14 protein-coding genes are annotated in these 15,447 nt (G+C 62.3%); all 14 read right to left on the reverse strand.

What is annotated here, in order from left to right; translation table 11 throughout:
* Positions 1 to 51: 51 nt before the first annotated feature.
* The gene (locus M5G11_RS07895; protein ID WP_273911066.1) at positions 52 to 957 is read right to left on the reverse strand and encodes a CheW domain-containing protein; all 906 of its coding nucleotides are present in this window, start codon (positions 955 to 957) and stop codon (positions 52 to 54) included.
* Positions 957 to 1,745, reverse strand: coding sequence for a ParA family protein (locus M5G11_RS07900; RefSeq protein ID WP_273911065.1), 789 nt, complete (start codon positions 1,743 to 1,745; stop codon positions 957 to 959). Before M5G11_RS07900 ends, M5G11_RS07895 begins: the two co-directional genes overlap by 1 nt.
* A 43-nt stretch (positions 1,746 to 1,788) precedes the next feature.
* On the reverse strand, positions 1,789 to 2,676 hold the full coding sequence (gene motD, locus M5G11_RS07905) for a flagellar motor protein MotD (RefSeq protein WP_273911064.1): 888 nt from the start codon (positions 2,674 to 2,676) through the stop codon (positions 1,789 to 1,791).
* 3 nt (positions 2,677 to 2,679) lie between these two features.
* Entirely contained in the window at positions 2,680 to 3,420 is a 741-nt protein-coding gene (locus M5G11_RS07910) for a flagellar motor protein (protein ID WP_273911063.1), read from the reverse strand.
* Positions 3,420 to 4,538, reverse strand: a complete 1,119-nt coding sequence (locus tag M5G11_RS07915) for a protein-glutamate methylesterase/protein-glutamine glutaminase (protein WP_273911062.1) — start codon at positions 4,536 to 4,538, stop codon at positions 3,420 to 3,422. The genes M5G11_RS07910 and M5G11_RS07915 overlap by 1 nt, the downstream gene beginning before the upstream one ends.
* 45 nt (positions 4,539 to 4,583) lie before the next feature.
* The gene (locus M5G11_RS07920; protein WP_273911061.1) at positions 4,584 to 6,815 is read right to left on the reverse strand and encodes a chemotaxis protein CheA; all 2,232 of its coding nucleotides are present in this window, start codon (positions 6,813 to 6,815) and stop codon (positions 4,584 to 4,586) included.
* Positions 6,816 to 6,827: 12 nt separating this feature from the next.
* Entirely contained in the window at positions 6,828 to 7,616 is a 789-nt protein-coding gene (locus M5G11_RS07925) for a protein phosphatase CheZ (protein WP_273911060.1), read from the reverse strand.
* A gap of 19 nt (positions 7,617 to 7,635) precedes the next feature.
* Entirely contained in the window at positions 7,636 to 8,010 is a 375-nt protein-coding gene (locus tag M5G11_RS07930) for a chemotaxis response regulator CheY (protein ID WP_038996366.1), read from the reverse strand.
* A 106-nt stretch (positions 8,011 to 8,116) separates the two neighbouring features.
* Positions 8,117 to 8,857: an RNA polymerase sigma factor FliA gene (gene fliA / locus M5G11_RS07935; protein WP_116550416.1), complete on the reverse strand. Its 741-nt coding sequence runs from the start codon at positions 8,855 to 8,857 to the stop codon at positions 8,117 to 8,119.
* Entirely contained in the window at positions 8,854 to 9,687 is an 834-nt protein-coding gene (gene fleN / locus M5G11_RS07940; RefSeq protein WP_273911059.1) for a flagellar synthesis regulator FleN, read from the reverse strand. The genes fliA and fleN overlap by 4 nt, the downstream gene beginning before the upstream one ends.
* Positions 9,688 to 9,808: 121 nt before the next feature.
* Entirely contained in the window at positions 9,809 to 11,122 is a 1,314-nt protein-coding gene (flhF, locus tag M5G11_RS07945; RefSeq protein WP_273911058.1) for a flagellar biosynthesis GTPase FlhF, read from the reverse strand.
* A gap of 11 nt (positions 11,123 to 11,133) precedes the next feature.
* Positions 11,134 to 13,263, reverse strand: coding sequence for a flagellar biosynthesis protein FlhA (gene flhA, locus M5G11_RS07950; protein ID WP_273911057.1), 2,130 nt, complete (start codon positions 13,261 to 13,263; stop codon positions 11,134 to 11,136).
* A gap of 267 nt (positions 13,264 to 13,530) precedes the next feature.
* Positions 13,531 to 14,667, reverse strand: coding sequence for a flagellar biosynthesis protein FlhB (flhB, locus tag M5G11_RS07955; protein WP_273911056.1), 1,137 nt, complete (start codon positions 14,665 to 14,667; stop codon positions 13,531 to 13,533).
* A gap of 2 nt (positions 14,668 to 14,669) precedes the next feature.
* Complete coding sequence (gene fliR / locus M5G11_RS07960) at positions 14,670 to 15,446, reverse strand: flagellar biosynthetic protein FliR (RefSeq protein ID WP_273911055.1); 777 nt, start codon at positions 15,444 to 15,446, stop codon at positions 14,670 to 14,672.
* Position 15,447: the final 1 nt, after the last annotated feature.

Consider the following 15,447-nt stretch of genomic DNA (forward strand, 5'->3'; position numbering starts at 1 on the left):
AAAGTCCGCCGTCGGCGGTGTGCTCAGTGCGATCGCGACAGGCGCGACCGATCATTTATGGGTGTGCTGCATCTGCTTGACCGCCCCGCTGGCGATCAACTCGGCCAGTTCGGACACGTCGAGCAATGCACACATGTGTTCAATTACCGTACCGGCCAACCATGGCCGCTGGCCACGCTGGGTGCGCCACTTGATCTCGCTCGGGTCCAGGCGCAGCGAACGGCTGACCTGATGCACCGCCAGCCCCCACTCGTAGCCCTGAACCGAAATCACGTACTGCAGGCCCTGGCGGAAATCCTCGCGGTAGCGGTCGGGCATGACCCAACGCGCCGTGTCGAGCACCTTCAGGTTGCCGGCCTGGCTGGGCAGGATGCCCAGGAACCAGTCCGGCTGACCGAACAGCGGGGTCAGTTCATGCCCCGCCAGCGAATAAATAGAGCCCAGGCACACCAGCGGCACGGCCAGGGTCAGCCCGGCCACGTCGAACAGCAGGCACTCGAACGGCTCGGCAGCCCAGGATGGCCGCCCGTCGACGCTTGTCGGCGGCGTCGGTGGCGTGACGGCCGGTGGCAAGTGCACCTCCACCAGCGGCTCGACTGGCACCAGCGCGGCAACCGTGGCCTCGACGATGATTTCCACCACCGGCTCGGCGACCACCTCCAGTGCGGGCGCTGCCACAGGCATCAGCAACCGTGTCGGCTCGGCAAAGGTCGTAGCCTTGGCCACTGCCACCGGGTGCGGCTGGCGCTGGGCATCACGCACCTGCTCTTCGAGCACGGCGGCCTGGAACTCGTCCAGCACTGCCGGCGCTTCGACAACCGCAGCGGGCTCGGCCACCACCGCCTGGGCGACCGCTACCGGCGGCTCCAGTTCTTGCGTGGCTTCCTGCAGCAAACTGTCGAGGTAAGACTGCAGGGCCATTTGCGGCTTGAGGGCGGCGTGCTGTGCAGGGGTCATCAGGCCACCTGCGCGACAGCGTTCTGCGTCAGCAGATGCTTGAGCAGCGCCCGGTAGGCGATCACGCCACGGCTCTTGCCGTCGAACTGCGAAGGGGTCAGGCCCGCCCGGCTGGCGTCACGCAGGCGCGTGTCGATCGGGATGTAGCCCTGCCAGATGTTCTCGGGATAGGCATCGCGCAGCACCCGCAGGGTACCCATCGAGGCCTGGGTCCGACGGTCGAACAGGGTCGGGACGATGTGGTACGGCAACGCCTGCTTGCGCGAGCGGTTGACCATCGCCAGGGTGCCGACCATGCGCTCCAGGCCCTTGACTGCGAGGTATTCGGTTTGCACCGGGATCACCAACTGCTGGCTGGCCGCCAGCGCGTTGACCATCAGCACGCCGAGCAACGGCGGGCTGTCGATGATGGCGTAGTCGAAGTCCTGCCACAGCTGCGCCAGACTCTTGGCGATTACCAGGCCCAGGCCACTCTGCCCCGGCGACTGGCGCTCGAGCACGGCCAGGGCGGTACTCGAGGGCAACAGCGAGATATTCTGGTCACTGGTCGGCAGCAGCAACTGCCCCGGCAAGCCTTCCGGCACCGTGCCCTTGTGCAGGAACAGATCGAAGCTGCTGTGTTCCAGGGTGTCGGGGTTATGCCCGAAATAACTGGTCATGGACCCGTGCGGGTCGAGGTCGACCACGACCACGCGCTTGCCCGCCTCAGCCAGCAAACCGGCCAGAGCGATGGAAGTGGTGGTCTTGCCGACGCCACCTTTTTGATTGGCTACTGCCCAGACTCTCATTGCGCTGCTTCCTCCCGGTCGGGGTAGACCGCGCCGGGATCGATTAAAAGGTCGACGACGGAGAATTGACGGGATTGCGCCCGGCCGTCGGTGATACCACTGGCGGTGCAGTTTGTGTGCCAGCGCGCTTGAGTGCCGCATCTGGCGTGGCATTGGCGCTGCCGGTGCCGGTCAGGCTGCGGCGCACTTCAAGGTTGCGCGAGATTACCAGCACCACCCGACGATTGCGCGCCCGGCCTTCGGCGCTGTCATTACCGCTGATCGGCTGGAACTCACCATACCCCACCGAGGCCATGCGTGCCGGGTTGACCCCTTCCATCGCCAGCAGGCGCACGATGCTCGCCGCGCGTGCCGAAGACAGCTCCCAGTTGGTCGGGTACTGCGCCGTGCGGATCGGCAGGTCGTCGGTGAAACCTTCGACGTGCACCGGGTTGGCGAACGGCTTGAGGATCCTCGCCACCTTCTCGATGATGTTGAACGCGACATCGCTGGGCATGGCATCACCGCTGCCAAACAGCAGCGAGGAGTTGAGCTCGATCTCGACCCACAGCTCGTTGCCACGCACGGTCATCTGGTTGGATTTGATCAGGTCGCCGAAGGCATCGCGGACATCGTCGGTGATGGTTTTCAGCGGGTCGACCGAGGTCTGCGCCAGGCCGGCATCCACCTGCTCGCTGTCCTTGATCAAGGGCTCGGCCGGTTTGACCGTCAGCGGGCGCTCATCACCGATCGGGATCGGCCGCATGCTTTTCTCGGGGTCGTTGAATACCCCGATCAAGGCTTGGGAGAGGATCTTGTACTTGCCTTCGTTGATCGAGGAGATCGAATACATGACCACGAAAAAGGCGAACAGCAAGGTGATGAAGTCCGCGTAGGACACCAGCCAGCGTTCGTGATTTTCATGTTCCTCAGGGGGGCGACGACGGGCCATGCGTTACTCCATGAAGCCCTGAAGCTTCAGTTCGATCGAACGCGGGTTCTCGCCTTCGGCAATCGACAGCAGGCCTTCCAGGAGCATCTCCCGGTAGCGCGACTGGCGCAGGGCAATCGCCTTGAGCTTGCTGGCAATCGGCAGCAGGATCAGGTTGGCACTGGCCACGCCATAGATGGTCGCGACAAAGGCCACGGCAATACCGTTACCCAGTTGCGAAGGGTCGGCCAGGTTGCCCATGACGTGAATCAGGCCCATGACCGCACCAATGATACCGATGGTCGGCGCGTAGCCGCCCATGCTCTCGAACACCTTGGCCGCCTGGATATCACGGCTTTCCTGGGTGTAGAAGTCCACCTCCAGGATGCTGCGGATGGCTTCCGGCTCGGCGCCGTCGACCAGCAGTTGCAGGCCCTTGCGCGCGTACGGGTCAGGCTCGGCATCAGCCACGCCTTCCAGGCCCAGCAGGCCTTCCTTGCGTGCGGTGAGGCTCCAGTTGACGACGCGGTCGATACCGCCGGCCAGGTCAACCCGTGGCGGGAAGAGGATCCAGCGCACGATCTGCATCGCGCGCTTGAATGAGCTCAACGGCGATTGCAGCAATGCCGCAGCCAGGGTACCGCCGAGCACGATCAGTGCAGCAGGCCCGTTGACCAGCGCGGACAGGTGACCACCCTCAAGGGCATTGCCGCCGATAATCGCGACAAAGGCCAGGATGATCCCGATAAGGCTCAAGACATCCATCAGACGCACGCCTCGACCAGGTGCCGACCGATATCATCGAGCCCGTACACCGCGTCGGCGAGGTTGGCTTTGACGATGGCCATCGGCATGCCGTAGATCACGCAGCTGGCTTCATCCTGGGCCCACACCTGGCTGCCGCCCTGCTTGAGCAGGCGCGCGCCTTCGCGGCCGTCCGCGCCCATGCCGGTCAGCACCACGGCCAACACCTTGTCACCGTAGGACTTGGCTGCCGAACCGAAGGTGATATCCACGCAAGGCTTGTAGTTCAGGCGCTCATCGCCCGGGAGGATTTTCACCGTGCCGCGCGCATCGACCATCATCTGCTTGCCACCCGGGGCCAGCAGCGCCAGGCCAGGGCGCAGCACGTCACCGTCCTCGGCTTCCTTGACGCTGATCTTGCACAGCTTGTCGAGGCGCTCGGCGAAGGCCTTGGTGAACGCAGCCGGCATGTGCTGGATCAGCACGATAGGCGCCGGGAAATTGGCTGGTAGCTGGGTCAGTACCCGCTGCAGCGCCACAGGACCGCCGGTGGAGGTGCCAATGGCGAGCAATTTGTAGGATTTGCGCTTGGGCGCCGGCGAATGCACCGGGGCCGCCGCACGGGCAGGCGCCGGCGCCGGAGTACGTGCCGGGCTTGGCGTCGACAGGCTGTTCAGGCTCGGCTGCGCGGTTGGCGCAGGCGTTGCCGCCGGGGCACTGGCGTAGCTGCTGAAACGACGGTTGCTGCGCGAGATGGTATGCACCTTCTCGCACAGCATCTGCTTGACCTTCTCGGGATTGCGCGAGATGTCCTCGAAGTTCTTCGGCAGGTAATCCACCGCACCGGCATCCAGCGCGTCGAGGGTGACGCGGGCGCCTTCGTGGGTCAGCGAGGAGAACATCAGCACCGGGGTCGGGCAGCGCTGCATGATATGACGGACTGCGGTGATGCCATCCATCATGGGCATTTCATAGTCCATGGTGATGACATCAGGCTTGAGCGACAGTGCTTGGTCGATCGCTTCCTTGCCGTTGGTCGCGGTACCCACAACCTGGATAGTCGGGTCCGCTGAAAGAATTTCCGAGACGCGGCGGCGGAAGAAACCGGAATCATCCACCACCAGGACCTTGACTGCCATAAACACTCCATTAGGGGGCGCGACCGGACGGCCGCGCCACCGGGATCAAATACGCCGCGCAGCGTAACGCTTGAGCATGCTCGGGACATCGAGGATCAGCGCAATGCGCCCGTCACCCGTGATGGTGGCGCCCGACATGCCCGGGGTGCCCTGGAGCATCTTGCCCAGCGGCTTGATGACCACTTCTTCCTGGCCCACCAGCTGATCGACGACGAAGCCGATGCGCTGGGTACCCACGGAAAGGATCACCACATGGCCTTCACGCTGCTCTTCATGAGCGGCGGAACTGACCAGCCAGCGTTTGAGGTAGAACAGTGGCAACGCCTTGTCACGCACGATCACTACTTCCTGACCGTCGACCACGTTGGTGCGCGACAGGTCCAGGTGGAAGATCTCGTTGACGTTGACCAGCGGGAAGGCGAAGGCCTGGTTGCCGAGCATGACCATCAGCGTCGGCATGATCGCCAGGGTCAGCGGCACCTTGATGACGATCTTCGAACCCTGGCCCTTGGCCGAGTAGATGTTGATCGAGCCGTTGAGCTGGGCGATCTTGGTTTTCACCACGTCCATGCCCACGCCACGACCCGAGACATCGGAGATCTCGGTCTTGGTCGAGAAGCCCGGCGCGAAGATCAGGTTGTAGCAGTCCGACTCGCTCAGGCGGTCGGCCGCGTCCTTGTCCATCAGGCCCTTTTCCACAGCCTTGGCACGCAACACGTTCGGGTCCATGCCCTTGCCGTCGTCGGAGATCGACAGAAGGATATGGTCACCCTCCTGCTCCGCCGCCAGCACCACCTTGCCGCCACGGGACTTGCCCGAGGCTTCACGTTCTTCCGGGGTTTCGACGCCGTGGTCGACCGCGTTGCGCACCAAGTGCACCAGCGGGTCGGCCAGGGCCTCGACGAGGTTCTTGTCGAGGTCGGTTTCTTCACCGACCAGCTCGAGGTTGATCTCTTTCTTCAACTGCCGCGCGAGGTCGCGAACCAGGCGCGGGAAGCGCCCGAAGACCTTCTTGATCGGCTGCATGCGGGTCTTCATGACCGCGGTCTGCAGGTCGGCGGTGACCACGTCGAGGTTCGACACGGCCTTGGACATGGCCTCGTCACCGCTGTTCAGGCCCAGGCGCACCAGGCGGTTTCGCACCAGCACCAGTTCGCCGACCATGTTCATGATTTCGTCCAGGCGTGCGGTGTCAACGCGCACGGTGGTCTCGGCTTCACTGGCCGGGTGTTTTTCCGCCGCCGGGGCAGCCGCCTGACGTGCCGGCGCTGGCGCAGCCGCTTTGGCCGGGGCCGGGGCAGCAGCAGGCTTGGCAACGGGCTTGGCTGCAGGCTTGCTCTCTACCGCTGCGGCGCTGGCCGCCGCAGGAGCGGAAGCAGTGGCCACGCTGTCAGGGACAAACTTGCCCTTGCCATGCAGTTGGTCCAGCAAGGCTTCAAATTCGTGCTCGGAGATCTCGTCGCCGGCACTGGCCGCAGCCGGTGCAGCCGCTGCGGTGGCAGCAGGCAGGGCATCGGCAGCAAAGGTGCCCTTGCCGTGCAACTGATCGAGCAGCGATTCGAATTCGTCGTCGGTGATTTCGTCACTGGTTGAGCTGGCAACACTGGCAGCCGGCGTTGCAGCCGCTGGTGCGGCGCTGGTGCCCAGGCTACCGGCAGCGAACTGGCCCTTGCCGTGCAACTGGTCGAGCAGCGATTCGAACTCGGCGTCGGTAATTTCGTCGCTGGCAGCATCGGCCGTGACCGGGGCTTGACCTTCTGCCTCGGCCTTGACCGCGTTCAGCGAGTCAAGCAGTTGTTCGAATTCACTGTCGGTGATATCACCCGAGGTGTCTTCGGCAACCGGCTCAGGCTCAGCCTCAGGCTGCGCCGCCACTTCATCGGCGCTCGCAGGTTCCGCCAGGCGTGCCAGGGCAGCCAGCAGTTCGGCGGTGGCCGGGGTGATGCTGGTACGTTCGCGCACCTGGCCGAACATGTTGTTGACGGTGTCCAGGGCTTCCAGGACCACGTCCATCAACTCGGCATCCACGCGTCGCTCACCCTTGCGCAGGATGTCGAACACGTTCTCGGCGATGTGGCAGCACTCCACCAGCTCATGGAGCTGGAGGAAGCCGGCGCCCCCTTTTACAGTGTGAAAACCGCGAAAAATGGCATTGAGCAGGTCAGCGTCATCCGGGCGGCTTTCCAGCTCGACCAGTTGCTCTGACAGTTGCTCAAGAATTTCGCCGGCTTCTACCAGGAAATCCTGAAGGATTTCTTCATCGGCGCCGAAGCTCATTAAACGTGCTCCCTAAAAACCCAGGCTGGACAGCAGATCGTCGACATCGTCCTGACCGGACACGACGTCTTCACGCTTATCGGCATGAATCTGCGGACCTTCACCCCGAGTCGGATGTTTTTCTTGATCTTTTTCAGCACGCAGCTGTTCCTGGTCATGTTCGATACCGGCGAAGCGGTCGACCTGACTGGCCATCAGCACGAGCTTGAGCAGATTGCTTTCTACTTCGGTCACCAGCGTGGTCACACGCTTGATCACCTGGCCGGTCAGGTCTTGATAGTCCTGAGCCAGAAGAATGTCGCCGAGGTAACCGGAAACCGTGTGGGCTTCCTCCTCGCTGCGCGCGAGGAACTTGTCCACGCGCTGCACCAGCTCACGAAACTCCGGCGCTTCGACTTCGCGGCGCATGAAGCGCTGCCAGTCGGTGCGCAGGTCGCGAGCGTCCGCACTCAGTTGATTGAGCACAGGCGTACCCTGCTCTACCAGGTCCATCGTGCGGTTCGCCGCGCCCTCGGTCAGCTTGACCACATAGGACAAGCGTTCGGTGGCATCGGTAATCTGCGAAACTTCCTCGGCCTGCGGCATTTGCGGATCGATCTGGAACGAGACGATCGCACTGTGCAGTTCGCGGGTGAGTTTGCCGACTTCCTGGTACAGGCCACGATCACGGGTCTGGTTCAGCTGATGGATCAGTTGCACCGCATCGCCGAACTTGCCCTTTTCCAGGCTATCGACCAGCTCATGCGCATGCTTCTTCAGCGTCGACTCGAAGTCGCCCAAAGACGATTGTGTATGCTCCATAGCGCCCCCGTGGCGTACCTCAGCTATTGACGCGCTCGAAGATCTTTTCGATCTTTTCTTTCAGCACTTGGGCCGTAAACGGCTTGACCACATAACCATTCACACCGGCCTGGGCCGCTTCAATGATCTGCTCGCGCTTGGCCTCGGCGGTCACCATCAGCACTGGCAGGTGCTTGAGGCGCTCGTCTGCACGCACTTTGCGCAGCAGATCGATACCGGACATGCCAGGCATGTTCCAGTCAGTCACCAGGAAGTCGAAATGACCACTTTCCAGCATAGGCAGTGCGGTGGTGCCGTCGTCAGCTTCCTGGGTATTGGTGAAGCCCAGGTCACGCAACAGGTTCTTGATGATCCGCCGCATCGTCGAAAAATCGTCAACGATGAGGATTTTCATGTCTTTGTTCAATTAGACCTCCAAGCAGTCTTTAACGCGTTCAGCGCAGAACGCGCACTTCAATCAATTTCGGCACTGCAATTTCACGACTGCATCGAACTGGCGTTCAACGTGCCCGCCATTCCCCCAGGCGACCGCGCAAACGCGCCGCGCACTGGCTGTGCAACTGGCTGACACGCGACTCGCTGACCCCCAGCACCTCACCAATTTCCTTGAGGTTCAGCTCTTCGTCGTAGTACAGCGCCAACACCAGACGCTCGCGTTCAGGGAGGTTGGCGATTGCATCCGCCAGGGCCGCCTGAAAGCGCTCGTCTTCCAGATCGCGCGAAGGCTCGAGCTGGGCACTGGCGCCATCCTCGTGCAGGCCTTCATGTTCGCCGTCCTGCAACAGGTCGTCGAAACTGAACAGGCGGCTGCCCAAGGTATCGTTCAAAATCCCGTAGTAATCATCGAGACTCAATTGAAGTTCGGCAGCAACCTCGTGATCTTTAGCGTCACGGCCGGTTTTTGCTTCAATTGCACGAATTGCGTCACTGACCATACGGGTATTGCGGTGCACTGAACGCGGGGCCCAATCGCCCTTGCGCACTTCATCAAGCATTGCCCCGCGGATACGAATGCCAGCGTAGGTCTCGAAACTTGCGCCCTTGCTCGAGTCATACTTGTTGGCCACCTCAAGCAGGCCGATCATGCCGGCCTGGATCAAGTCCTCGACCTGCACGCTGGCTGGCAGACGCGCCAACAGGTGGTAGGCGATGCGCTTGACCAGCGGCGCGTAACGCTCAATCAACTCGTACTGGGCGTCACGCGAAGCCTTGCTGTACATCCGGTAGCCGCTTGCACTCATAGCACAGGCCCTGCACTGGTTGGTTGCACCAGACGCTCAACGAAGAACTCCAGGTGTCCGCGTGGGTTGGCAGGCAGCGGCCAGGTATCAACCTTCTGAGCAATGGCCTTGAAGGCCAGCGCGCACTTGGACCGCGGGAAGGCTTCGTACACAGCTCGCTGCTTCTGCACCGCCTTGCGCACACATTCGTCGTAGGGCACTGCACCGACGTATTGTAGGGCGACATCGAGGAAGCGATCCGTGACCTTGGTCAACTTAGCGAAGAGGTTGCGCCCCTCTTGTGGGCTCTGCGCCATGTTCGCCAGCACGCGGAAACGATTCATCCCGTAATCGCGATTAAGCAGCTTGATCAGCGCATAGGCATCGGTGATCGAGGTCGGCTCGTCGCAAACCACCAGCAGCACTTCCTGGGCGGCGCGCACAAAGCTGACGACCGACTCGCCAATACCCGCAGCGGTGTCGATGACCAGCACATCAAGGTTGTCGCCAATCTCGCTGAACGCCTGGATCAACCCGGCGTGCTGCGCAGGCGCCAGGTGCACCATGCTCTGGGTGCCCGAGGCGGCCGGGACGATGCGCACACCGCCGGGCCCCTGCAAGAGCACGTCGCGCAGTTCGCAACGGCCTTCAATGACGTCAGCCAGGGTGCGCTTGGGCGTCAGCCCGAGCAATACGTCGACATTCGCCAGGCCCAGGTCGGCATCCAGGAGCATGACTCGACGGCCGAGTTCGGCCAGCGCCAGTGACAAGTTCACCGACACGTTAGTCTTGCCAACGCCACCTTTGCCGCCAGTTACGGCGATCACCTGTACGGGATGCATGCTACCCATGTTTGTTCTTTACCTTGTCTTGCTTAGACCGAGGCCACATGACTGGGCTGCGCTTTCAAACACCTGAAAAATGCCTGGCAGACCCTTGATGTAGGTACTTTGCAACAGATACACATCCACCTCAGCCAACTCGCTTGCCGTTGCTGTGGTAGAGATCGGCGAACATATCGGCCATGGCCTCTTCGCTCGGATCGTCCTGCATCTGCACACTGACTGCGCGGCTGACCAACTGGTGCCGGCGCGGCAGGTGCAGGTCGTCAGGAATGCGTGGGCCATCGGTAAGGTAGGCCACTGGCAATTCATGACTGATGGCAAGGCTCAGGACTTCGCCGAGACTGGCCGTTTCATCGAGCTTGGTCAGGATGCACCCGGCCAGGCCGCAGCGTTTGTAGCTGTGGTAGGCAGCGGTGAGCACCTGCTTCTGGCTGGTGGTCGCCAGCACCAGGTAGTTCTTGGCCTGGATGCCGCGACCGGCCAATGTTTCGAGTTGCATGCGCAAGGCCGGGTCGCTGGCCTGCAGGCCGGCGGTATCGATCAGCACCACGCGCTTGCGCAGCAGCGGCTCCAGCGCCTGGGCCAGGGACTGCCCCGGGTCGACGTGGGTCACCGACACATTGAGAATGCGCCCCAGCGTCTTGAGCTGCTCTTGAGCACCAATACGGAAGCTGTCCATGCTCACCAGCGCCAGGTTGTGCGCGCCGTACTTGAGCACATAGCGGGCTGCCAGCTTGGCCAGGGTGGTGGTCTTGCCCATGCCGGCAGGGCCGACCATGGCAATCACGCCACCCTCTTCAATCGGTTCGACTTCCGGCACGTGAATCATCCGCGCCAGGTGCGCCAGCAACATGCGCCAGGCCTGACGTGGTTCTTCGATGCCAGCGGTCATTTCCAGCAGTTCGCTGGCCAGCGGGCCGGACAGGCCGATGCGTTGCAAACGACGCCAGAGGTTCGCCTGCTGCGGCTTGCTGCCCTGCAACTGGCTCCAGGCCAGCGAACCCAGCTGGACTTCCAGCAGTTCGCGCAAGCCGGACAGCTCCGAGCGCATCGAGTCGAACATGCGCTGATCGACCGCTGGTGCAGCGGGTGCGACCGGCGCAGCAGGCGCCTCGCCGGCCAGCGGCTCAACCAACGGCTCGGAAGCGGTCAGCGGCAAGCCGGCGAACAGTTGACGGTTGCCCTCTTCGGCCTCAGCACGGTTGTTCAGCTCGGCCTGCGCGGTAACGATGCGCGACTGAGTCTTGCGCAACTCGTCTTCCAGCGCGACGTTGGGTACCCGTGGCGCCAGGGCGGACAGCTTGTAGTCCAGCGCTGCCGTGAGTTCGACACCGCCAGCAATCCGGCGGTTGCCGATGATGGCGGCATCAGCCCCCAGCTCATCACGAACCAGCTTCATGGCCTGACGCATATCGGCGGCGAAAAAACGCTTAACTTGCATAACCCACTACCTCAGCCGTTGGGGCCTACTGTGGCAACGATGGTGACTTGCTTGTTGTCAGGTATTTCCTGATACGCCAAAACATGCAAATTCGGTACAGCCAGGCGGCCGAAGCGCGACAGCATCGCTCGTACTGGTCCTGCGACCAGCAGAATCGCCGGCTGCCCCTGCATCTCCTGACGCTGGGCAGCTTCGATCAACGAACGCTGAAGCTTTTCAGCCATGCTAGGTTCAAGAAGAACACCGTCTTCCTGACCTTGCCCGGCCCTTTGCAGACTATTGAGCAAAATCTGTTCCAACCTTGGCTCAAGGGTGATCACAGGCAGCTCAGACTCAACGCCGACAATGCTTTGCACGATTGCGCGACACAATCCGACGCGCACTGCAGCAACCAACGCGGCGGTATCTTGACTCTTGCCGGCATTGTTCGCGATCGACTCGGCAATGCTGCGGATATCACGCACCGGCACCTGCTCGGCCAGCAGTGCCTGCAGCACCTTGAGCAGCCCGGACAAGGAGAGGATGCCCGGCACCAGTTCTTCAGCCAGTTTTGGCGAGCCCTTGGCCAGCACTTGCAGCAATTGCTGCACTTCTTCGTGGCCGATCAGCTCATGGCAATGCTTGTAGAGAATCTGGTTGAGGTGGGTGGCCACCACGGTGCTGGAGTCCACTACGGTGTAACCCAGCGACTGTGCCTGTGCCCGCTGATTGACGTCGATCCACACTGCTTCCAGGCCGAAAGCCGGGTCGCGGGTGGCGATACCGTTGAGGGCGCCGAACACCTGGCCCGGGTTGATCGCCATCTCGCGCTCGGGATAGATCTCCGCTTCCGCCAGGATCACCCCCATGAGCGTCAGGCGATAGGCGCTGGGCGCGAGGTCGAGGTTGTCGCGGATATGCACCGTGGGCATCAGGAAGCCCAGGTCCTGGGAGAGCTTCTTGCGCACCCCCTTGATCCGCGCGAGCAACTGGCCACCCTGGTTGCGGTCGACCAGCGGGATCAGGCGATAGCCCACTTCCAGGCCGATCATGTCAATCGGGGTAACGTCGTCCCAGCCCAGCTCCTTGGTTTCGGCAGCGCGTTGCGGGGATGGCAGCAGGTCCTGTTGGCGCTGGACCTCCTGCAAGGCCTTGACCTTGACTTCGTTCTGCTTGCGCCACACCAGGTAGGCACCGCCACAGGCCATCGCACCCAGGCTGAGGAAGGCAACGTGCGGCATGCCCGGCACCAGGCCCATGACGATCATGATGCCGCCTGACACTGCCAGCGCCTTGGGCGATTCGAACATCTGCCGGTTGATCTGCTTGCCCATCTCCTCGGAGCCGGAAGCTCGGGTCACCATGATCGCGGCGGCAGTGGACAGCAGCAGCGATGGCAATTGCGCCACCAAACCGTCACCGATGGTCAGCAGGGCGTAGACCTTGCCGGCGTCGCCGAAGGTCATGCCGTGCTGGAACATGCCGACCAGCATGCCGCCGATCAGGTTGATGAACAGGATCAGCAGGCCGGCGATGGCGTCACCGCGCACGAACTTGCTGGCGCCGTCCATGGAGCCGTAGAACTCGGCTTCGGCGGCGACTTCGCCACGCCGCGCCTTGGCCTGCGACTGATCGATCAGGCCGGCGTTGAGGTCGGCGTCGATGGCCATCTGCTTGCCGGGCATGGCGTCGAGGGTGAAACGCGCGCTGACCTCGGAAATCCGCCCGGCACCCTTGGTCACCACGACGAAGTTGATGATCATGAGGATGGCGAAGACCACGATACCGACGACATAGTTGCCACCGATCACTACTTCACCAAACGCCTGGATCACCTTACCGGCAGCGGAATGGCCTTCATGGCCGTGCAGCATGACCACCCGCGTGGAGGCCACGTTGAGCGCGAGCCGCAACAGCGTGGCAACCAGCAGAATGGTCGGGAACACGGCGAAATCGAGGGGGCGCAGGGCGTACACGCAGACCAGCAGGACCACGATCGACAGGGCGATGTTGAAGGTGAAGAACACGTCGAGCAGGAACGGCGGGATCGGCAACATCATCATTGCCAGCATCACCAGCAGCAACAGCGGCACGCCCAGGTTGCCCCGGCCCAGGCCGGCCAGGTTGTTACGGGCGCTGTTGATTAACTGAGAGCGATCCACCGGTTTTCCTCTTCAAGCAAACTTTTGACGCCACACAGGCGCGTGGCGCTGTTATTGCAAGAAGCTTTCCAACTTTTGCATTTCACACGCTGATGTGCTTTTTCAAGAGCCTGCCTGACACAAATCCCTATGGCAGCAACTGTCTTGTATTGATCCCTGTGGGAGCTGGCCTTGCCAGCGATGCAAGGCGCCAGCCTTGCCAATCAGGGCCGCGCTGCGGCCCATCGCCGGCAAGGCCGGCTCCCACAGACCCCGAGCTTTATGGAATCAGGTATCCCGGCGCAGGTCCGGGGGGATCGGCAAGTCCTTGAGCGGGTCAGGCGGCTTGCCCTTGCCCGCGCGGTACTGGCGAATCTGGTAGACATACGCCAACACCTGCGCCACCGCCAGGTACAAGCCCTGCGGGATCTCCTCCTCCAGCTCCGTGGAGTAGTAGATCGAACGCGCCAGCGCCGGCGACTCCAGCACCTGGATCTTGTGCTCGTTGGCAATTTCGCGAATCTTCAAGGCAATGAAGTCCGTGCCCTTGGCCAGCAACAGCGGCGCCACGCCCTTCTCCGCGTCGTACTTGAGCGCCACGGCATAGTGCGTCGGGTTGGTGATGATCACGTCGGCATCCGGCACCGCCGCCATCATGCGCCGCTGCGACACCTCGCGCTGCAACTGGCGCACGCGCTGCTTGACCTCGGGCTTGCCCTCGGAGTTCTTGTACTCGTCGCGCACTTCCTGCTTGGTCATCATCAGCTTCTGCTTGGCCTGGTACAGCTGGATGGGCACATCCACCGCTGCAATCAGCAGCAAACCCGCCGCCATCCACAGCGCACTCCAGCCCACCACCTGCAAGCCATGCACCACCGCCTGGTCCAGTGGCTCATAGGCAATCGCCAAAATGTCATCGCGGTCTGCGGCCAACACCACCAGCGCCACGATCAGGATCACGCAGAACTTCGCAAACGCCTTGAGCAGCTCGGACAGCGCATTGAGCGAAAACATCCGTTTCACGCCCGACAGCGGGTTCATCCGGCTGAACTTGGGCGCCAGTGAACCCGCCGCGAACAACCAGCCGCCCAGGGCAATCGGCCCGACCAGCGCCGCCAGCAGCAGGACCAAAAGAATCGGCTGCGTAGCGAAGATCGCCAATTTGCCCGAGTTCAGCAGGAAGGTGGCCATGTAACGCTGGTCCAGCACCACCTCGCGTGACAGGGTGAAGTTGACCCGCATCAACTCCATCAACACTTCCGCCAGCGCGCCACCGAATGCCAGCAAGGCACCGGTACCGGCCAGCATCACCGCCACGGTATTCAGCTCTTTGGAGCGCGCAATCTCGCCCTTCTCACGGGAGTCCTTGGTCTTTTTGTCCGTGGGTTCTTCTGTTTTGTCCTGACCACTCTCGCTCTCAGCCATGCTCAGCGCGCCCGTGCCAATTCACGCAGCCATTGCAACGCCTCGGAGGCCAATGTCTGGTAATGGGAAAGAATGTCGGCCAGGCCGACCCAGAAGATGCCAAGCCCCAATACCAGGGTCAGCGGGAAACCAATGGAGAAAATGTTCAACTGCGGCGCTGCCCGCGTCATGACACCAAAGGCCACGTTGACCACCAGCAGCGCGATGATCGCCGGCAATACCAGCAACAGCGCCGCCGCCAGCATCCAGCCCATGTGCCCGACCAGGTCCCAGTAATGGTTGACCAGCAGCCCGCCACCCACCGGCAGCGTGGTGAAGCTCTCGGTCAGCACCTCGAACACCACCAGATGGCCGTTCATCGAGAGGAACAGCAAGGTCACCAGCATGGTCAGGAACTGGCTGACCACCGCTACGCTAACGCCGTTGGCCGGGTCGACCATCGAGGCGAAGGCCATACCCATCTGGATCGCCACGACCTGGCCAGCCACCACGAATATCTGGAAGAACAGCTGCAGGGCCATGCCGAACAGCGCACCGATCATGATCTGCTCGGCAACCAGCAACATCCCGGTGAGGTCCAGGGCATTGACCACCGGCATCGGCGGCAGGTTGGGCGCGATCACCACGGTGATCGCCACGGCGAAATACAAGCGGATACGCTTGGGCAGCAAGGTGGTGCCGAAGATCGGCATGGTCATCAACAGCGCACCCACCCGGAACAGCGGCAGGATGAAACTCGCCACCCAGGTGCCGATCTGCGCATTCGTCAGCTCGAGCATC

This window comes from Pseudomonas fontis (assembly GCF_028656955.1).
Taxonomy (GTDB): Bacteria; Pseudomonadota; Gammaproteobacteria; order Pseudomonadales; family Pseudomonadaceae; genus Aquipseudomonas; species Aquipseudomonas fontis.